The sequence below is a fragment of the Mesorhizobium sp. genome, assembly GCF_004962925.1.
Classification (GTDB): Bacteria; Pseudomonadota; Alphaproteobacteria; order Rhizobiales; family Rhizobiaceae; genus Mesorhizobium.
The window spans coordinates 1-19,100 of record NZ_SUEO01000092.1 but is presented as its reverse complement, the minus strand read 5'-3'; the positions used below and the strand labels follow the sequence as shown (position 1 = coordinate 19,100).

The window sequence follows — 19,100 nt, the reverse complement described above, 5'->3', positions numbered from 1 at the left end:
CCGCCGCATTTTCGGCCGGCTGCCACCAGCACCACCTCCGCCGCCAAGCTCGGCCATCGCTTTCAATCGACGCCTCATTTCGTCTTCGGCCGACGAACGGCGCCTCTCGCCAAGCGATAGCTCATGCAGCAACGCCGCACGGCGATGCTCCCATTCGCTCGTGAATGCGCCGAAGAAGATTTCCACGCCTTACCCCTCCCCTCGCCGCTTGTGGCCGGCGCGCTTCGCCAGCGATCGCAACTCCGTCATAACGGCCGCTTGGACGCGTTGCACGTTCCCGAGATTGAATATCGACGTCGCTCGGATGAACGCCCTTGCCGCTGTTGAGCGCCCGCGCGACCTGATTGAGGTTCACGCCGATCGCGCGCATATCCTCCAGCAGCAATGCCATCACGAGGCGGTCTTCCTCAGTAAGGAATGGCCGAGCGCCCGCCCCCTCGATGACCAGCGACCGGAAGAATCCGGAAACCGTCATGTCTGCCGCCTTGGCGGCCTTTTCGATCGCCGCATATTCGTCCGCGCTGACGCGGGCATGCACCATTCGACCCTTCCGGTCCGGCTCGAGCCGGACCTCGAATTTCGCGTCGTCCATTTAGCCTTAGGCCCCTCTCTCTGGCGCTTGCGGCAGGCATCGAGGGCTTGTTCCTCGATCGTCGGGAAAAATGTCGCACATTTTTCCGTACCCTGCCACCACCATCAATAGGCGTGAAATTTGCACTCAATCAAACCAAACTTTTCGAGCGGCCCACTCTTCGCTCATCCACATCGAAACCTTGGGCAGGGACGGACGCCCTGCCCAATCAAACGCTAAAACGCTCTCCAGGGTTCACACCTCCAGGACCGCTTTTGTCGGCCTTTGTGTGCCCCTCGTACTCGCCCGCAAGGGGCGCTCCGCTCTTCGCCCTGGCGGACTGCGAGCGTCACAGACGGCCTTCGCGCGGCTCCGGGGTTCACCACAAAAGGAGCGGGAAGGCCGGGTGCTGACTTCATCGGTCTACAGGACAAATTGGGCGACCGTGGAGACTTCCAGGATGGTCAAACGGCAGCACACGGCCGATCCATTTCACACGAATTGTTCACACGATGTGTTCACATGCCGCGACGTATGATGTGAAAATAAGATGCGATTGAAGTATCACACGCTAGGATAGTGAAGGTGTGATCGCGTGGTGTAAAAACGCCATGCGAAACGAAGCACTCACTTCGTTTGGAAATGCTGCCCAAGAGGACGCATGAAGGTGGCGACGGCCAGCCGCGTTCGGCTTTGGGGACGGCAAAAGAGGGACCAGACATGCCTCGAAGGATTTGCGCGATCAGCGGAAAAGGCGGCGCCGGGAAGACGACGGTCATTATCCTCGTTGCCGGCGAGTACGCTATTCAGGGAAAGAAGATTCTTCTGATCGACGCCGATCCGCGCCAGAACCTCGCCGAATGGTGGAAGCGATGTGAGGCCAAGGACAATCTTCCGGCCAACGTCGAACTGCACAGCGCGGCAACGCAGCGAAGCATTGAAACCTGCTTGCCGAACAAGACGGCGTCTACGACGTAATCCTGATGGACTCACCGGGCGTCGACAGCGTCATCTGCGATACGATCATCCGCAACTCCGACCTGGTGCTGACGCCAATTCAGCCAAACCAGGATGAAATCAAGGCGGCCGGCGAAGCCGCCACCATCACGGCGGATATTGGCGACAGGGAGGGGCGCGCGATTCCCCACGTCAACGTGGTGACGCGCATCGCCCTGCCGGGGCGCGTTCTCGAGGCTTACAGGCTGATCCGTCCGTTCATCGCCAATCTTCGCGACGGCTATGAATCGACGCTGATGGAAACCGAGCTCACCGAACGCAATTGCTACCGCGAAATCCGTAACGGCCTCGGCACCTTGCAGATGCTCGAGCTGACCGACCCGGTCATGAAGGGTCGCGCGGAGGTCGCGGCGTTTGTGGAGGAGCTCGATCGCCATCTCGCGGCAAGCCAAGAAAAGGTGGGAAATGTCTAAACCAGGCAAACTGTCCGTCTCTGACTTTCCAATCGCACCGCGACGGCCGAAGCCAGCCACATCCAAAGCCACAACGAAACCAGCCTCTGTGTCGGAAGAGGCAGAGGCGCGAACGGCTGCGCGGGAACCAACAGCGGCGCCGGTTTCAGTAGCGGATGCGACAAGGGAACGGCCGCGGCGCGGTCTGCCGAACCCGAGCGGTGAAGAGCGCAAGAGCAAGGCGATCGAACGTGCTCTGGCTCAGGAGGAGGGACGCTACCGCCTGCGCGACCTCAAACGAGCGCACGCGCGGGAAGCCAAGCACTACGTCAATTGCCCGCTGGACTACGACACGAAGATGCGGCTGCAAAAGGCCGCCTTCGACAACGACATCAAGATGACGATGATTATAAAGGCAGCCATCGACCAGTTTCTCCGAGACAACGGCTATTGATCCATGGGCGGTCGAAGCCTCCTGCTCAAGACGACGATTGGTATCCTTATTGGCATCTATGCCGCACCGTGGGTCGGTCGCCAAGGCATCCACTTTAGTGAAAGCTCAAAAGCCGCTTCCTCATTGAACGGGCTTACGGAATCCGCTCTCGATGCGTCCATCCGGCCATCTGACGAAACCGCCAAGGGCGAGCTGTTTCGCTTATCCAATTGGGATATCTGAATGCACGGGACTGGATCGACGGTTACCGTGAAGCGATGTATTAGTATTGGCAAAGATTCTGTCGCGTGCGAACTCCTGGCGCGTCTGGGGTGGGTCGATGGGGAAAAACTTGTCGAAGCTGTGTTCGAGGGAAAGCCGGGTACTTGGCGAATGGTTGCAGCCAAGGCGCGCTGATTTTCTCTCAGTGGGCGGTGCCTATCTCCGCGCCAGCTCAAAGGCGTTATGAATGCAGGCTTCCGCTGGAAAGAACCCTACAAGGCGAGGGCAGCACGGCCCTGATGGTTGCTTATTGCGAGTAGCGGAAAGCACTATCCTCATTTCCCGCTTCTGGAAAATTGCTGTGCAAGCGAGTGCCGGGGCGTGCTTGGGGCAATCCCGTTTTCAAATGTTGATTGAGGTCGTCGCCCTGTCCGCGACTGGAAAAAAACAAGAAGGGAGAGGACGTGGCTAAGGATATGGACGCCTATAAAAACAAAATGGAATTGGTTGAGACGACCGATCCCGAGATCGACAAGGCTGTTTTCCGTCGCCCGGGGTTCGAAGGCATCAAAACCCTCGGCGAAATCGATGAAAGAATTGCCGCCTTCATCCGCAAGGCGCGCGAGGACAAGGATCTGACGCGCGCCGAGCTCGCGCCCTTGCTTGGCCTTTCGATGCAGGTTTATGGCCGCTATGAACGCGCATTCTCAAAAATGCACGTCACGCGCATGATCCACCTGTGCGAGATCCTCGGGTTCATGCCGATGGAAATGCTGTTCAGCGCTGCCCCGCATCTATGGGGCCGCACGCCGGAGGAAGCCCGCGACACCATGGAACTCGCGCAACAGGTCGTGTCTCTACCGCACGGTACCAAGCGAGATCTGCTGGCTCTGGTAAAGAAGATGGTCGCCTTGGAACGTGCCGCAGACGGAGCGGCGGCGGAAATACAGCAGGCCGAATAAGGACGCTCCTCGGCGCCTCGCGCTGCGATGAATCTGCGCGGGTTCTCCGATTCGCTGCCCAACCTATGATTCCTAGGCCAGGCGCCTTTTTGCCTGAATACATCCTGAGCTTCCCTTCTGAATTCTGAGAGGTGGTGGTGACGTGGCATTAATTCGCCGCGTCCAGTGGCAATTCGCGGAAACTTCCACCGAGCTTGGGCGCTGTTAACCGAATTTTTTAGCCCGCCAACGCTTATTCGCGAGACTGAACGGGTGAGGTGATCCATGTGTGATTCAAACATAAGCGCATTTCCGCTGCATCGGCGGCGGAAATTGGTTGAAGGTATCGCCCGGGTCCTCGAATCCAAGAATGGGGAGGACGCGAATGCCTTCTGGCGCAGCACCGCCAAGACGATTCTCATTCAACTGTCCAAATCAGGAATTGCACCCCGCATCGCCGAACAGGAAGTTGGAACACTTCTTCATGCTGTCTTAGGCGATATAGCCACCCGCAGTGCTGCGAAACTTGCACAATAGCATCGGCTCACGACGAAGGACTGCCGTCTGGAGACACCCCGGGACTCCGCAGGCATGCCACCACTGTATCCCGTCAAATGCAACGTTTCTCAATGCAGATGAATCGTGGGTGTCGAAACTGCGCGAATATGCCCTCGGGCGGCGATGCGGAAATTGTTCAATCTTTACAAACGTCAGACTTCACCACTAAGCCGGCATCACTTCATTGGATGTATATGCTTTTTTGTCTTCGATGAACGCACCTATCGCGGCGAGGGGTCAGCGAAGCCGGCAACGAACCGCATGACCTTTAACGGAATGAAGCGGCTCGATGGGTAGACGCATGCACGTGGTGCGGCGCGTAGTGCCGGTCCGGCAGCACATGTTCGAGCCGGCCTTCAGCGATGAGGGGATCGAGTATCATCTTGTGCCCGAGGCCGATGCCAACGCCGGACAGCAACGCTTGATGATTGAGCAGTGAATTTTCGGAGCGCGAGGCTGGCCGGATTCGCACCTCGGCCTTTTCGCCGCCTGTGCCGGTGAGCGGCACGACATCGCGCCTCCTGATGTGGGCGTAAAGCAGATAATAGTGGTCGGCGAGATGCTCCGGGCGCCGCGGCCGGTCCTCTGCGGTCGAGATAGTCTGGCGTCGCCGCGAGGCAGCGCCCGATCACGCCGAGCTTGCGCACGATCAGCCGGTCGTCATCGATGTTCCCCGAGGGCGAAGCACTCACAAAGGCAATCATTGAGACCGTCGAAAGGCTCACACTATCGCCGGCTGCAGAGAGCAGCGAATAGCGGCGTGATCGCCGAGTGCGGCCGCCCGGAGCTCGTGCCGGCCGCCCCAGCGAGCGGACATCTCAAATGGAGTGAAATCCTTAGCCATTCCTTCATCCATCTTTCCTTAAATACCGGCATGGAATGGGGCGCCCGTATCTTGAGGCAGTTTGTCCGCTGTCGGCGACGAGGCATCGACACGAGCGGCAACGTTGCCATTATTTTTGCCCTGTCCTTGCCGATTGTTGTTGGCGGTGCGGGTCTCGGGGTCGAGACCTCCTATTGGTATTATAGTAGCTTGAAATTACAGGCGGTGGCCGACGCGGCAGCTTACGCTGGCGCTTTGGAAAAGGTTTCGGGATCCGACAAGCCCGCGATTGTCTCCGCCGCGACGCTTTCAGCAGCCTCGAACGGTTTTGCAGCGTCAACAGGCATCATTGAAGTTTTCACACCCCCGTCGTCCGGCCCAAACGTGGCGAAAAAGGCTGTCGAGGTCATCGTTCACCAAAACCTCGATCGGTTTTTTACATCGATATTCACGCAGAACGAGGTTGGCGCACAGGCAAGGGCGGTGGCTCTTATCACGGATGCTTCAAAGGCCTGCGTTCTGGCGCTCAATCCTTCTGCTTCGAAAGCGGCCCTCTTTTCCGGCAGTTCGACCACAAAATTGACGGGCTGCTCCGTCATGTCGAATTCAATAGCTGCGGACGCCATCAAACTTCAGGGATCGGCAAGCCTTGATGTCGACTGCCTGATATCGGCCGGTGGGTTGTCATTGGCCAATCCTGTGAAGACCGTCTGCACCAGCCTGATAACCCAGGCGTTGCCCGCTGCCGATCCTTTTGCCGACCTTCCGGCGCCGCCGGCCACGAACCCCTGTCAAAACGGCAACCAGTCGACGTTGCAACCTGGAACATACTGCAGGGGACTCAGCTTGAGCGGCAGTGTAACGCTCTCGCCCGGGGTATACGTCATTCAGGGAGGCGATTTCAAAGCGAACTCGAATGCAAACATTTCCGGCGAGGGAGTTATCATCTATCTGGCCGGCAGCTCCGGCGTCACCATGAACGGCACTGCCACCGTCAAGCTTAGCGCACCAACATCAGGCACCTATTCGGGTGTGCTGTTTTACGCCGACAGAGCAAACCTGGCGGGATCGAACACGTTCAATGGCACGGCGGATTCGCTTTTGACCGGCGCCCTGTATTTTCCAACGCAGGCGGTCAATTACCTGGGCAATTTCTCGGGCAAAAATGGTTGCACGCAAGTCGTCGGCAGCACCGTGCAGTGGTCCGGCAACACAAGCATCAATCAGGATTGCACCAGCCTCGGGATGCGTGAGATTCCTGCGACGCAGTCCGTTCGGCTTGTCGAGTAATCCTCCGTGGAATGGCGACCAGTTCGGATTCTTCGGAGCGATTCGGGTGTTGCGGCGGTAGAGTTTGCGCTGGTTGTGCCGATCCTTTGCCTGGTACTTCTTGGCGTCATTAACGGCTGGTCTTTCGTATCAAGCTCGTTGTCGATGCGTGCAGGCGTCAAAACGGCAGCAAATCTTGTGATGCAAGGAGAAGCCAACGACGCGGCAACCCAAGCCGTCGCCCTTTCGAGCTGGGAAAATCGTCCCGACGACGCGCAAGTTGTATTAAGGCGCACATACATGTGTGGGAGCACCATGGCCGATCCATCGATCCTGTGCGACGGTTTGAAAGCTCCCTCGGTCTTCGTTGAAATACAGGCGACAGCCACCTGGTCCCCGCCCTTCGGCTTTGACGTGTTTTCCTTCTCGCGCGAGCTTAGGCATCAACAGGTGATTCGTGTCCGCTAAGGGAAGAGCATTTAAGCGTGATCCGTCAGGCGGAGCTGCGTTGGAATTCGCGCTGCTCGCGCCATTTCTGATGATGCTTTTGTTCGGGATTTTCGCATTCGGCTGGGCTCTGAACGCCATGTCAAGTGTTCGGTACACGCTGGAAACGTCCTCGCGTGCGCTGCAGATGAAGAACTCGCTGACGCAGGCTCAGATACAAGCCATTGCCACAGAGAAATTACTGGCTTTAGGGTTGAAAGACGTCAAAGTGACGATTGGGATCGATCCCCCCAACGGCGGTTTCCGCATGGCGCATCTGACCGCCACCTATGCTTTCGTCATCGAGTTCCCATATTTCGATCGGTATCCGATAGATTACGCAACGACAGTCACAGTCCCGTTGATTGGAACATAAGAGCCTCATTCGAGTCGGGCACCGCGGCTAGTTCTCCATCAAAAACCCTACAGCGAAGCTCTTCCTTTCCGCTTAGATGCAAAGTCGCAGCAGCAGCTGACGATAACGCTATGTTCATCAGGCAGCCTAATTATCTGGCAGACAAAACCCCCATGAAGCTACGGTCGCCGGGGATTAGACGAAATGGCTGAAGACGAACAGAGGGGCCAACGCAGGCAGCGCGTCTTCAAGGGCGCAACAATCCTGACCGGCATGACCCGTTCCGAGGTCACATGCACGGTGCGCAACATGCATGACGACGGCGCCGAACTGAAGGTCTCGATCGACGCACGCGTGCCCGACGAGTTCCTGCTCTATGTGCCGACCGACGGCATTGCCTACAAGGCAGTGGTCCGCTGGCGTCGCGAGGACCGCATCGGCGTCATGTTCACCGGCACCGAGCCAAAGCCTCATTGGCACTACGGCTAAATCTGAACTGCGCTCTAGTCGTCGACGAAGTCCGGCCTTCTTAGGCCCGTCCTTTCGGCGCCTTAATTCCTCGTCCAGAATTTTGTGATGCCGGCCCGCGCACAAAGTGGCCGCCCAGCAAGCATTGGTTCGTCGCTAGTCCCAGCGTGAAGAGTCACCGGGGATCTGGGCGCAGCCGGCTCCGGATACGGTCTGGGGCGCCAATTCGGTTGGACGGACCAGCGCGGCCGTCGCTCCCCTTCATTTCCTTAATCGTGCCTGTATCTCACTTTGCGTGAAATGCTTCGGGGTGGTGGCAGGCTTCAGGAACTCAACCCCAGCATAAGATTCATTGATGGCTACGCATCCGCGCAATGGATTCATCACTGCCTTCGACCTGCAAGGGCGAAGATCGAAGGGTCCCTTCCTGGCGCTCAAGTCTTATGCGAGAAAAAAGAAATTGGCCGAGAGACGCCCCTGCTGGGATCACCGTCAGAAGACGTGATACCTGTCGCCGCTTGGGGCGGCTGCACCACTATCCCGCTTGCGGCGGCAGGGCCCAGAAGGCGAGACCCGCCTTTTGATACGGCATTCCAGCCAGCTGGGATCTCGGTCCGCTCTCCTGGATCCACCGAGGCTGTGGTCTCGTCAGGCAGCCTTCATGACGGCACTTTCGATGACGACCCCTGCGGTCACGTACTTCCACAGTTCCACGAGCAGCTTCCTTGCAAAAGGCGACCCGGGCACAGGTCACCGTTGAGTTCCGCACTGCAATCTTAAGCGACTTTCGAAGCACAGAGTGTGAACATCGAACCCGAAGGCGGCGTTGCTACCCGACCCTGGAGGCCAGTTTCGCGCCCCAAGGGACAGCGATCAGCAGCGTGGTATTGGAGGTCTCGGTTGGGCCGTTAGCGGACTGGCCGCTTCCGGATGGGCTAGGGACGGAAGCAGACACTGACGCCGGACAAGCGCGGGGCAGCTATCGGTCCGAAGCGGACGATCCTACCGCTCGGCCAGCCTCTCATAACTCAAGAACCATGAGCGGCTGCCTGACGTGAGCGGGCATTCTCTGGCCAGCCAGCCAAGGGCTTGCTCGGCCACCTCCTGGAGAACGTCACGACGGAAACCCGCTTTTGCCTGCACGGCCAGGCCGTGTGTCACCGCCATGACATACGCGGCCAGGGTTGCGCAGTCGGCAGTTTCCGGAAGATCACCCTCTGCCTTTGCCCTCTCGAACCGCTCGCGAAGCATCGCTTCGCCGGTGGCCCGATACTCAATCAGGGCCTGGCGGATAGTTTCGGCGTCGTCCGAGCCCGCCAAGACGCCGTTGACGCCCAAGCAGCCTGTGCGGTCGGGATAGCGCCTGTTGAGTTCAACCGCGCCACGCAGGAAGTGTGCAGCAACCTGGCGCGCTGTGGGCAGCTGAAGCGCCTCTGGAAGATGGCCCAGGTATCGCTCGTGATCGCGAGCCAGGGCTCGGCGAGAGTCTGCTCGGCATCATTCGACAAGACTCGGCGAATTGGTTTTCGGGCTATAACATCACGCTGCCCCGCCAAAAGAGTCACATATGGCATACGCTAAGTTCCAGATTTGATCTCGCACAACGTGTGCGGTGAGTTCGATCGTTATGATCCGCCCATGATTGTAAATCTGCTCATCGGCACCGTCGTCATAAGTCTGACGATCCTGGTCCATACATTTGGTCTGATCGCCGTCACGCATGCAATGGGATATCTAGCCGCCCGGTTTCGCATGCATGGGCGCCGCAGCCGGATCGTCGCAATGATCAGCGTGGTGATGGGGCTCTTTGCCGTTATAACCACAGAGGTCTGGCTCTGGGCCGGGCTTTACCGATTGCTCGACATCTTCGCCGATTTCGAAACCGCCTTGTACTTTTCGACTATCACTTTCTCAACCGTTGGCTACGGCGACATCGTACCCGCTCATGGATGGCGCGTGCTGGCGGCGCTCGAGGGCGTGAACGGCTTCCTGCTCATAGGCTGGTCGACCGCTTACCTGATCGCGGCGGGAACCCGCATCGGCCCGTTCAAGGCCGGGGAGCATTTCTGACCGGTGTTCAAACTGCGACCGAATGCCTGCTCTTGCCGCTTTCGAAATATGTGTCGAAACTCGCCGCGATGCTGCGGACAAACGGGCGACTTTCCGCAGGGACGACGAAATTGTCGCCATCGAGTTCGAGCAACCGGGCAGGATCGTTAAGGGCCACGGAACTTGCCTTGAGGAGGAGCCGCTGGCCCTGCTCGCCAAAGCGCTCCACCAAATCGATCGCGGAGAAGGCGAAGTCGCACATCAGCCGCTCGATGATCCAGCCGCGAACGCGGTCGTCGTCGGAAAACGCAATGCCACGGACCGCAGCCAGACCACCGTCTGCGACCACGCGTCCATACTCGGCGGTCGACGGCATGTTCTGTGCATAGCCTTGGCGAAATTGGCTGATGGACGACGGGCCGAGGCCGATCAACGTTTCGCAGCGATCCTCGGTGTAGCCTTGAAAGTTCCGGTGCAAAGCCCCGGCGCGTGCCGCAATTGCCAGCGCATCGCCCGGTCTGGCAAAATGGTCGAGCCCGATTGCCTCGTACCCATTGTCCACGATCGCCTGCGCGGCCAGTTGCGATTGAGCAAGGCGCTCCGCCGGACCGGGCAGCCAGGCTTCGTCGATCATCGTCTGATGTTTCTTGAACCACGGTACATGCGCGTAGCCAAAAAGCGCGATCCGGTCCGGTTCCAGGGTCAGTGCCTGCGCGACCGTAGAAGCGACGCTGTCCCGGGTCTGATGCGGCAAGCCGTAGAGCAGGTCGAGATTGACGGATTCGACGCCGCGCGAACGAACGCCCTCGACTACCGCTTTGGTCTGCAGAAAGCTCTGCTCGCGGTTGATCGCCTTCTGCACCTTCGGATCGAAATCCTGGACGCCGAGGCTCGCCCTCGTCATGCCGATTTCGGCAAGTGCGTCGAGGCGGGCTTCGTCCATATCGTTGGGTTCGATTTCGACGCTGATCTTGGCGCCGGGAAGGAATGCAAAGCTGTTGCGCAGCACTGTTGCCAGCGCCACCATATCCTGCGGTTCGAGCATCGTCGGTGAACCGCCGCCGAAATGGACGGCACGCACTCGGCCCTTGCCTCCAACAAGTCTGGCAACGGTAGAGATCTCGGCATGCAGTGAGCGAAGATAGGCCCTCACCGGCTCGTAGTGGCGTGTCTGCTTGGTATGGCAGGCACAGAACCAGCAAAGCTTGTCGCAATAGGGGATGTGCAGATAGAGCGAGATCTCGTCGCCCTCGTTGAGCGCCTGCAGCCAGCCACGACAAACGGCGGCATCAACGCCTGGATGGAAATGCGGCGCCGTCGGGTAGCTCGTATAGCGTGGGACGTTCTCACCAAGCCTGGCGATTAAATCTGCCCGCATGTCGCTGTCCGCTCCGATTTGTACCACACGATACTGCTCACATCGGACAACGGCGAACCTTGATCTCGGTCAACGATAACTCGCTGCGGACAAACTGCCGCAAGAGATTTCTCGGGCCGATGCTATATCCTGCCGGTACTTTTGGTTCCTCGGACGACCACGATGACAGTGCGTCAGGATGTTCACAGCGCCGGCATTCCCGTGCTTTGCCAATCATGCGAAGCGCGGCACCATGGCGTTTGCGGTGCGCTCGATCCTGAACAATTGGTGGGCCTCGCCAAGACCTCATCGAAGCATACCGTTGAACCGGGCGTGGAATTGATTGGCGACGCCGAGACCGTCGACAGCTATTCGAACGTGCTTTCCGGCGTGGTGAAGCTGACGAAGAGCCTCTCGGACGGACGCCAGCAGATCGTCGGCCTGCAGTTCGCACCCGATTTTCTGGGACGGCCTTTCAAGGTAGAAAGCGCGATCAACGCTGAAGCCGCAACCACAGTCTCCCTGTGCTCGTTCCCAAAGGCCGCCATTGAACGGATGATGAAGGAGTCGCCGGGATTGGAGCATCGTCTCTTCAAGCAGACGCTGAACGAACTCGATGACGCCCGCGAGTGGATGGTGACGCTGGGCCGCAAGAGTGCTTCGGAAAAGGTGGCGAGCTTTCTTCTCATGATCGCCAGAAACATCGATCCCACGCTTGACCCGGCCGCCGTGTCGACAAGTTTCGATCTGCCATTGACCCGCGCCGACATCGCCGATTTCCTTGGTCTGACGATCGAGACGGTTAGCCGCCAGCTGACGAGGCTGCGATCAGACGGCGTGATCCGGATCGAGAACAATCGGCATGTTACAGTCGACAGCTTGATCCGGCTGCAGCGACGCTCCGGCGCCTAGGATCAATCGACGATTCCAATCATGGGCAACACGTGTTCGCGTTCGAACGCGATATGCCGGCGCAGACCTTCGAAAAAGCCGCGCAGCATGAAGCCGACAGCCTCGGCATTCTCGACTGTCTCGCCATGGCCAATCGCCAGCAGAATTTCAGTAACCTCGCCGGCAAAGCATTCGTCTTCGACGTGTTCGGCGCGCAATCGCCGGGTGGAAGCCAGGTTAGCGTCGCGGCTGGTCAAAGCAGCCTCGTAGGCCGGAAAGATCATCGTCTCTTCGTATTGATGAATGTTTCGCAACAGCGGGACGATCGCGTTTGCCGTGCTCAGGCATTTCAAACGATCAACCTTCGGCAACGTGTCTGCGATCCTTTCCAGAGCTTCACAGAGCTGCAGCTTTTCCAGATGCGCACGTTTCATCACCGCCGCGGGAACCGCCTCTCTCCCAGATCGAACTGCCAGTATCGAACTTTCGCGGCTTGTTTCGAGCAACGACGATTCCAGCTCCCTCTTCCTGTTCAATGACAGCCTCCTGATCGTTTGCGAAACCGACGCTGCCCAATCCAAAAGCAAATGGCTTTGACATGGATCAAGGCGGCGACGAGCCGACTGCTGAATTGGTGTTCACGCGGATTAGCGTCCGCGCATCGGAATCCGAGGTCGGGGACATGTTATGAAGTTCGGCACTCAAATCTTTGCTTTGGGCCTTTTCACATTTGCGGCTCTGGTGGCCGCAGGCTTCGGTGTGGATGAGCCTTTCCGGCAGCATATGTGGGTGTTGTTTTTCGTGTTGCTCGGTTTTGTTGCCATCCTCATCCGCACCGCGAACTTCGAAATGGCCGCTCCGATCGACCCATCCGCTTACATGGACGGTCCAATCCGCTACGGCGCCATTGCCACCATGTTCTGGGGTGTCGTCGGCATGCTGGTCGGCGTGGTCATCGCGCTGCAGCTCGCCTACCCCGATCTCAACATCCAGCCCTGGTTCAATTTCGGCCGTTTGCGGCCGCTGCATACGTCGGGCGTGGTCTTCGCATTCGGCGGCAACGCATTGCTTTGCACGTCATTATACGTCGTGCAACGCACCTGCCGCGCGCGCCTGTTCGGCGGCGATCTCGCCTGGTTCGTGTTCTGGGGCTACCAGCTTTTCATCGTCATGGCCGCGACCGGCTATCTGCTCGGCATCACCGAGAGCCGAGAATACGCCGAACCCGAATGGTATGTGGACATCTGGCTGACCATCGTCTGGGTCGCCTATCTCATCCTGTTCCTCGGCACGATCTTCAAGCGCAAGGAACCGCACATCTACGTCGCCAACTGGTTCTACCTGTCCTTCATCGTGACCATCGCGATGCTGCACGTGGTCAACAACCTGTCGATGCCGGCCTCCTTCATGGGCTCCAAGAGCTATTCCGCCTTTTCCGGTGTCCAGGACGCCCTGACGCAATGGTGGTATGGCCACAACGCCGTCGGCTTCTTCCTGACCGCCGGCTTCCTCGGCATGATGTATTACTTCGTGCCCAAGCAGGCGAACCGGCCGGTCTATTCCTACCGGCTATCGATCATCCATTTCTGGGCGATCATCTTTCTCTACATCTGGGCCGGGCCGCATCACCTGCACTACACCGCCCTGCCCGATTGGGCGCAGACGCTCGGCATGGTGTTCTCGATCATGCTGTGGATGCCGTCATGGGGTGGCATGATCAACGGCCTGATGACGCTGTCAGGCGCCTGGGACAAGCTGCGCACCGATCCGATCATCCGCATGATGGTAATGGCCATCGCCTTCTACGGCATGTCGACCTTCGAGGGGCCGATGATGTCGATCAAGGCGGTCAACTCGCTGTCGCACTATACGGACTGGACCATTGGCCACGTGCACTCCGGTGCGCTCGGCTGGGTCGGCATGATCTCGTTCGGCGCGATCTACTACATGGTGCCGAAGCTCTGGAACCGTCAACGGCTCTACTCGCTGAGGCTCGTCACCTGGCACTTCTGGCTGGCAACGCTCGGGATCGTCGTCTACGCCGCGGTGATGTGGGTATCCGGCGTCATGCAGGGCCTGATGTGGCGCGAATACGACGAGCAAGGCTTCCTGGTCTACTCTTTCGCTGAAACCGTCGCCGCCATGCACCCCTACTATGTCATGCGCGCCATCGGCGGGGCGATGTACCTCTCCGGCGCCCTGATCATGGCCTGGAACATCACCATGACCATCCTCGGATACCAGCGTGAGGAGGAGCCGATGCCCGGCTCGGTTCCCGCCCTTCAGCCTGCCGAATAAGGAGCCAGACAATGGGCTTGATGGATAGACACGCAATCATCGAGAAGAACGCCACGCTTCTTCTCGTTGGCTCTCTTCTTGTGGTGACCGTCGGCGGCATCGTCGAGATCGCACCGCTCTTCTATCTCGACAACACGATCGAGAAGGTGGAAGGCATGCGCCCCTACTCGCCGCTCGAACTTGTCGGGCGCAACATCTATGTGCGCGAGGGTTGTTACCTCTGCCATAGCCAGATGATCAGGCCGTTCCGCGACGAAGTCGAGCGCTACGGCCACTACAGTCTGGCTGCCGAGTCGATGTACGATCATCCTTTCCAGTGGGGATCGAAGCGCACCGGGCCGGATCTCGCCCGCGTTGGCGACCGCTACTCGAATGTATGGCACGTCGAGCACCTTGCGGACCCACGTTCGGTGGTGCCGGAATCGATCATGCCGAGCTACGCGTTCCTCAAAGACGCGCCGATCGAAGTGAAGGATTTCTCGACGCATCTGGTCGCCAACAGCCGTGTCGGTGTCCCCTACAACGATGACATGATCGCCCACGCCAATGTCGACCTGATGGCGCAAGCCGATCCCAACGCCGATACATCCGGCCTCGAAGCCCGCTACCCCAAAGCCAAGATCGGCGACTTCGACGGCAACCCGCAACAGGTCACCGAAATGGATGCCCTCGTCGCCTACCTCCAGATGCTCGGCACGCTGGTCGATTTCAAGAACTACGACGAAGCCGCCGGCTACCGCTGAGGAGTTTTATCCATGGATTACAATTTGATGCGAGAGTTTGCGGACAGCTGGGGTCTGGTCGCCATGGCGCTTTTCTTTGTCGGCGCAGTTGCCTTCGCGCTCCGCCCCGGCAGCCGCAAGCTGGCCGACGAAGCTGCCCGGATTCCCCTTGAGGACGAGTGATCATGAGCGACGAGCACATTGATGAAATCTCTGGCGTCGAGACCACCGGCCACGAATGGGATGGCATCCGGGAGCTGAACAACCCGCTCCCGCGCTGGTGGGTCGTGACCTTTTACGTCACTATTGTCTGGGCGATCGGCTACACCATCGCCTATCCGGCATGGCCTATGCTGCACTCGGCGACGAAGGGTGTGCTCGGCTATTCAAGCCGCAACGAGGTCAGGGACGAGCTGACTGCGGCTGAAGCCGCCAAGGGCAAATATGTCGCGGCGGTAGAGTCCAAAAGCGTCTCGGAGATTGCCGCGGACGATGGCTTGCGTGAATTCGCGGTCGCTGCCGGTGGCGCCGCTTTCAAGGTCAATTGCGTACAATGTCATGGCTCCGGCGCCCAGGGCTCCAAGGGCTTTCCCAATCTCAACGATGACGATTGGTTGTGGGGCGGCAAGGCCGAGCAGATCCAGCAGACGATCACGCATGGCATCCGCTTCGCGTCCGATCCGGACACGCGCCTGTCGGAAATGCCTGCCTTTGGCGACATCATATCCGATGACCAGATCGCTCAGGTCAGCGCTTACGTCGCCAGCCTGTCGGGAAAGATCCAGGATGTCAGCCTCGTCGAGCCCGGCGCCAAGGTCTTTGCCGACAATTGCGTGGCCTGTCATGGCGACAATGCAAAGGGCAACAAGGAACTCGGCGCTCCCGACCTGACCGATGCGATCTGGCTCTATGGATCCGGCGAGACAGCCATCGCCGTCCAGGTCCGTGCACCGAAACAGGGCGTCATGCCGGCCTGGGGCGGGCGCCTGGGCGAGACCAAAGTCAAGGAACTCGCCATCTACATCCATTCGCTTGGTGGCGGGGAATAGGAAGCGGGGGCCCTATTCCCGGCCCTCCGCCAACCAAGCGACGAGGCCCGGCAATGCCGGGCCTCGACTTGCATCCGGCAACCGGTTTGACCTGCATCAACGCGCCTTGCCCCGACCTGCGGCAAAGACTCCTTACGCTGGCAGCCCAGGCCTGGGCGGATTACCGGCGGCGCGAGTGGAGATTCATGTGCTGGACAATACGCAGGTAGAACGGCTCGAAGCCGAGGCGGTCAACTCCGCCAAAGTGCGCCAGCCAATGTATGCCGCGCGCAAGAAGATCTTCCCGAAGCGGGCCTCGGGCAGCTTTCGGCAGTTCAAATGGCTGGTGATGGCGATCACGCTCGGCATCTACTACCTGACACCGTGGTTGCGATGGGACCGTGGCCCGTTTGCCCCGGACCAGGCCGTGCTGCTCGATCTCGCCAACCGCCGCTTCTACTTCTTCTTCATCGAGATATGGCCGCAGGAATTCTTCTATGTGGCTGGCCTCCTGGTCATGGCCGGCGTCGGTCTTTTCCTGATCACCTCGACTGTCGGCCGCGCCTGGTGCGGCTATACATGCCCTCAGACGGTGTGGGTCGATCTGTTCCTCGTCGTCGAACGCGCGATCGAGGGCGACCGCAACGCCCGCATGAAGCTCGATGCCGGTCCCTGGACCGCCCGCAAACTGATGCTGCGCATATCGAAGCACGCGATCTGGCTGGTCATCGGTGTGGCGACCGGCGGCGCCTGGATCTTCTATTTCGCCGATGCACCGATGCTGGTTGGCGAGCTCTTCACCGGCACCGCCGCACCCGTCGCCTACATCACCATCGCCGTCTTGACGGCAACCACCTACACGTTCGGCGGCCTGATGCGTGAGCAGGTCTGCACCTACATGTGCCCATGGCCGCGCATCCAGGCGGCCATGCTTGACGAGAATTCCCTCACTGTCACCTACAATGACTGGCGCGGCGAACCGCGCTCGCGTCACGCCAAGAAGGTGCAGACCGCAGGGCAGTCCGTCGGCCACTGCATCGACTGCAATGCCTGCGTCGCGGTCTGCCCGATGGGGATCGACATTCGCGACGGCCAGCAGCTCGAATGCATCACCTGCGCGCTTTGCATCGATGCCTGCGACGGCGTCATGGACAAGCTCGGCAGGGAGCGCGGGCTGATCTCCTACGCGACGCTCTCCGACTACAATACCAATATGATGCTGGCGACCGCGGGCGGCTCCTGTTCCGTCAATCCGTCGCTGGTCAGGACCGCTGATGGCCCGTTCTCCGACAAGGTGGCGCATTTCCATATTCGCAAGATCTTTCGGCCACGCACCTATGTCTACATGGGTTTGTGGTCGCTGATCGGCCTGGGTCTGCTCTATTCGCTGCTGACGCGCGACCGGCTCGAAATCAACGTGCTGCACGACCGCAATCCGCAATTCGTCACGCTGTCCGACGGCTCGATCCGCAACGGCTACACCGTCAAGCTGCTCAACATGATCCCCGAGCCAAGGACGATCATCGTCACGATGCAGGGCTTACCGGGCGCCGAGATGAGCGTGGTCGGTGACGACATACCGGCAGGCCGTTCTTTCGCCATTCCGGTCGAACCCGACCGCCTGAAAATGCTGAAGGTCTTCGTGCGCCAGCCGGCGGATCAAATCCACGGCACAGCGCAGACCTTCAAGTTCCGTGTCGAGGATAAGGCGAGCTTCGAGTCGGATGAATACACCGCCACCTTCAACGCGCCGGAGACTGCCAAATGAGCGCCAACGCTCAAAAACCTCGCGAATTCACCGGCAGGCACATGTTGGCCATCATCCTTGCCTTTTTCGGGGTGGTCATCGGGGTCAATCTGACCATGGCGACGCTCGCCAGCACAAGCTGGACTGGCCTCGTCGTCGAAAACACCTATGTGGCGAGCCAGCAATTCAACAAGAAGGCCGAGGAAGGTCGCGCGCAGGCAGCGCTCGGCTGGACCGGCAAGCTGACCATCGCCTGGGGCGAAGTCCGCTACGGCCTCACCGATGTCGCCGGCAAGCCGGTTGCCTTGCATGGCGTCAAGGTGCTGTTTCGCCATCCCGCCTACGAGAAAGAGGATAAGGCCGTCATCCTCGCCCTCGCCTCGGGCCAGGAATTTGCCGCGCAGCATATGCCGAAGGACGGTGTCTGGATCGTCGAGGTCGACGCCGATGCCGGTCTGGCAGAGCCCTACCGCGACGTCCGCAGGATCATCATTTCCCATGGAGCGCTGAAATGAGCTGTTGTGCACCAGGCGCTGAAATGGCGCTGGATTTGGGCAGCACCACATCGGTCCTGCCATCCAGCCAGGAGATCAGGCTGGCGAGCCGCTCGCTTGGCGATGGTCTTCGCCAGACCGATCTTTCAGCACCGACGGTTCATTGCGCAGCCTGCATCCAGACGATCGAGACGGCGCTGGGAAAGCTCGATCGCGTCGAGAGCGCCCGCGTCAACCTGTCGACGAAACGGGTCTCGGTCCGGTGGCGTGGTGACGAGGTGCCACCGTTCGTCGTCGCGCTTGGGCGGCTAGGCTACCAGGCGCATCTCTTCCCTTCCGAGGTCGGCGACAAGGACAGGACGTTATCGGATTTGATCCGCGCGGTCGCGGTTGCCGGGTTCGCGGCGGGCAACATCATGCTGCTTTCGGTCTCTGTCTGGTCCGGTGCTGAAGGCGCTACCCGCGACCTGTTCCACTGGGTCTCGGCGCTTATCGCCATCCCTGCACTTGCCTTCGCCGGCGGCATCTTCTTCCGCTCGGCCTGGAATGCGTTGCGCCACGGCCGCATGAACATGGACGTGCCGATCGCGGTCGGGGTGTCGCTTGCCTACGCCATGAGCCTCTACGAGACGATCAATCATGGCGATCACGCGTATTTCGACGCGTCGGTATCGCTACTGTTCTTCCTGTTGATCGGCCGCACGCTGGATCATTTCATGCGGGAGCGTGCCCGGACCGCCGTGAAAGGCCTATCGCAGCTTGCGGCGCGTGGTGCCATGGTGCTGCGCGGCGACGGCGCACGCGACTATCTGCCGGTTGGCGAGATCGAACCAGGGATGCAACTGCTGATTGCTGCCGGCGAAAGGATACCCGTCGACGGTAAAATCTTTCAAGGGGCATCGGATCTGGACTGTTCGCTTGTCTCGGGCGAGAGCACGCCCCGAAGCGTTGCAGCAGGCGAGCCCGTGCAGGCTGGTGT

The 19,100-nt window shown here is 59.6% G+C and carries 21 protein-coding genes and 3 pseudogenes; 18 read left to right on the top strand and 6 right to left on the bottom strand.

Features of this window, described 5'->3' with window-relative positions:
- Positions 1 to 186: hypothetical protein (locus tag E5W87_RS18795; protein ID WP_292400589.1), on the bottom strand; the 186-nt coding region annotated here is incomplete at its 3' end.
- A gap of 3 nt (positions 187 to 189) precedes the next feature.
- Positions 190 to 592, bottom strand: a pseudogene (locus E5W87_RS18790) (MobC family plasmid mobilization relaxosome protein).
- 699 nt (positions 593 to 1,291) lie between these two features.
- Here E5W87_RS18790 and E5W87_RS18785 point away from each other — a divergent pair.
- From E5W87_RS18785 to E5W87_RS18765, 5 genes and pseudogenes are all read left to right on the top strand, one after another.
- Positions 1,292 to 2,001 (top strand): annotated as a pseudogene (locus E5W87_RS18785) (ParA family protein).
- Between the two features lie 88 nt (positions 2,002 to 2,089).
- On the top strand, positions 2,090 to 2,434 hold the full coding sequence (locus E5W87_RS18780) for a hypothetical protein (RefSeq protein WP_292400586.1): 345 nt from the start codon (positions 2,090 to 2,092) through the stop codon (positions 2,432 to 2,434).
- 3 nt (positions 2,435 to 2,437) lie between these two features.
- Positions 2,438 to 2,656 (top strand): hypothetical protein, encoded by a 219-nt coding sequence (locus E5W87_RS18775; protein WP_292400583.1) that lies wholly within the window; start codon positions 2,438 to 2,440, stop codon positions 2,654 to 2,656.
- A gap of 455 nt (positions 2,657 to 3,111) precedes the next feature.
- Positions 3,112 to 3,597 carry a helix-turn-helix transcriptional regulator gene (locus tag E5W87_RS18770; protein WP_292400596.1) on the top strand — a complete coding sequence of 162 codons (486 nt, stop codon included), beginning with the start codon at positions 3,112 to 3,114 and terminating at the stop codon, positions 3,595 to 3,597.
- 264 nt (positions 3,598 to 3,861) lie between these two features.
- Positions 3,862 to 4,113 carry a DUF6074 family protein gene (locus tag E5W87_RS18765; protein WP_292400581.1) on the top strand — a complete coding sequence of 84 codons (252 nt, stop codon included), beginning with the start codon at positions 3,862 to 3,864 and terminating at the stop codon, positions 4,111 to 4,113.
- A gap of 289 nt (positions 4,114 to 4,402) precedes the next feature.
- Here the strand turns inward: E5W87_RS18765 and E5W87_RS18760 are convergent, their stop codons facing one another.
- Positions 4,403 to 4,675 carry a hypothetical protein gene (locus tag E5W87_RS18760; protein WP_367118839.1) on the bottom strand — a complete coding sequence of 91 codons (273 nt, stop codon included), beginning with the start codon at positions 4,673 to 4,675 and terminating at the stop codon, positions 4,403 to 4,405.
- 219 nt (positions 4,676 to 4,894) lie between these two features.
- Here E5W87_RS18760 and E5W87_RS18755 point away from each other — a divergent pair, with 219 nt between their 5' ends.
- The 4 genes from E5W87_RS18755 (at position 4,895) to E5W87_RS18740 (ending at position 7,556) form a co-directional block, all read left to right on the top strand.
- Positions 4,895 to 6,247, top strand: a complete 1,353-nt coding sequence (locus tag E5W87_RS18755) for a pilus assembly protein TadG-related protein (RefSeq protein WP_292400577.1) — start codon at positions 4,895 to 4,897, stop codon at positions 6,245 to 6,247.
- A 6-nt stretch (positions 6,248 to 6,253) separates the two neighbouring features.
- Complete coding sequence (locus E5W87_RS18750; protein ID WP_292400574.1) at positions 6,254 to 6,694, top strand: TadE/TadG family type IV pilus assembly protein; 441 nt, start codon at positions 6,254 to 6,256, stop codon at positions 6,692 to 6,694.
- 40 nt (positions 6,695 to 6,734) lie between these two features.
- Complete coding sequence (locus tag E5W87_RS18745) at positions 6,735 to 7,088, top strand: TadE/TadG family type IV pilus assembly protein (protein ID WP_292400571.1); 354 nt, start codon at positions 6,735 to 6,737, stop codon at positions 7,086 to 7,088.
- A gap of 183 nt (positions 7,089 to 7,271) precedes the next feature.
- Positions 7,272 to 7,556, top strand: a complete 285-nt coding sequence (locus E5W87_RS18740; RefSeq protein WP_292400568.1) for a PilZ domain-containing protein — start codon at positions 7,272 to 7,274, stop codon at positions 7,554 to 7,556.
- Between the two features lie 981 nt (positions 7,557 to 8,537).
- Here E5W87_RS18740 and E5W87_RS18735 read toward each other — a convergent pair.
- Positions 8,538 to 9,017 (bottom strand): annotated as a pseudogene (locus E5W87_RS18735) (hypothetical protein); the annotation flags it as partial.
- A gap of 108 nt (positions 9,018 to 9,125) precedes the next feature.
- On the opposite strand from E5W87_RS18735, the gene E5W87_RS18730 reads away from it, so the two are divergent.
- Entirely contained in the window at positions 9,126 to 9,605 is a 480-nt protein-coding gene (locus tag E5W87_RS18730; protein WP_292400565.1) for a potassium channel family protein, read from the top strand.
- Between the two features lie 7 nt (positions 9,606 to 9,612).
- Here E5W87_RS18730 and hemN read toward each other — a convergent pair whose 3' ends face one another.
- The gene (gene hemN, locus E5W87_RS18725; RefSeq protein ID WP_292400563.1) at positions 9,613 to 10,962 is read right to left on the bottom strand and encodes an oxygen-independent coproporphyrinogen III oxidase; all 1,350 of its coding nucleotides are present in this window, start codon (positions 10,960 to 10,962) and stop codon (positions 9,613 to 9,615) included.
- A 162-nt stretch (positions 10,963 to 11,124) separates the two neighbouring features.
- On the opposite strand from hemN, the gene E5W87_RS18720 reads away from it, so the two are divergent.
- Positions 11,125 to 11,853, top strand: coding sequence for a Crp/Fnr family transcriptional regulator (locus E5W87_RS18720; protein ID WP_292400561.1), 729 nt, complete (start codon positions 11,125 to 11,127; stop codon positions 11,851 to 11,853).
- A 2-nt stretch (positions 11,854 to 11,855) separates the two neighbouring features.
- On the opposite strand, the gene E5W87_RS18715 is transcribed toward E5W87_RS18720, so the two are convergent.
- Positions 11,856 to 12,266 carry a hemerythrin domain-containing protein gene (locus E5W87_RS18715; RefSeq protein ID WP_292400594.1) on the bottom strand — a complete coding sequence of 137 codons (411 nt, stop codon included), beginning with the start codon at positions 12,264 to 12,266 and terminating at the stop codon, positions 11,856 to 11,858.
- Between the two features lie 253 nt (positions 12,267 to 12,519).
- Between E5W87_RS18715 and ccoN the strand changes: the two genes are divergently transcribed.
- The 7 genes from ccoN to E5W87_RS18680 all read left to right on the top strand — a co-directional run.
- A complete protein-coding gene (gene ccoN / locus E5W87_RS18710; protein ID WP_292400558.1) occupies positions 12,520 to 14,130 on the top strand; it encodes a cytochrome-c oxidase, cbb3-type subunit I in 1,611 nt (536 codons plus the stop codon).
- A gap of 11 nt (positions 14,131 to 14,141) precedes the next feature.
- Positions 14,142 to 14,873: a cytochrome-c oxidase, cbb3-type subunit II gene (gene ccoO, locus E5W87_RS18705; RefSeq protein WP_292400555.1), complete on the top strand. Its 732-nt coding sequence runs from the start codon at positions 14,142 to 14,144 to the stop codon at positions 14,871 to 14,873.
- 12 nt (positions 14,874 to 14,885) lie between these two features.
- Positions 14,886 to 15,035, top strand: coding sequence for a cbb3-type cytochrome c oxidase subunit 3 (locus E5W87_RS18700; protein WP_292400552.1), 150 nt, complete (start codon positions 14,886 to 14,888; stop codon positions 15,033 to 15,035).
- A 2-nt stretch (positions 15,036 to 15,037) separates the two neighbouring features.
- Complete coding sequence (gene ccoP, locus E5W87_RS18695; RefSeq protein ID WP_292400550.1) at positions 15,038 to 15,901, top strand: cytochrome-c oxidase, cbb3-type subunit III; 864 nt, start codon at positions 15,038 to 15,040, stop codon at positions 15,899 to 15,901.
- Positions 15,902 to 16,088: 187 nt separating this feature from the next.
- Positions 16,089 to 17,648 (top strand): cytochrome c oxidase accessory protein CcoG, encoded by a 1,560-nt coding sequence (ccoG, locus tag E5W87_RS18690; protein ID WP_292400548.1) that lies wholly within the window; start codon positions 16,089 to 16,091, stop codon positions 17,646 to 17,648.
- Positions 17,645 to 18,142: a FixH family protein gene (locus E5W87_RS18685; RefSeq protein WP_292400545.1), complete on the top strand. Its 498-nt coding sequence runs from the start codon at positions 17,645 to 17,647 to the stop codon at positions 18,140 to 18,142. Before ccoG ends, E5W87_RS18685 begins: the two co-directional genes overlap by 4 nt.
- A partial coding sequence (locus tag E5W87_RS18680; protein ID WP_292400542.1) for a heavy metal translocating P-type ATPase occupies positions 18,139 to 19,100 on the top strand: 962 nt, incomplete at its 3' end. The genes E5W87_RS18685 and E5W87_RS18680, both read left to right, overlap by 4 nt.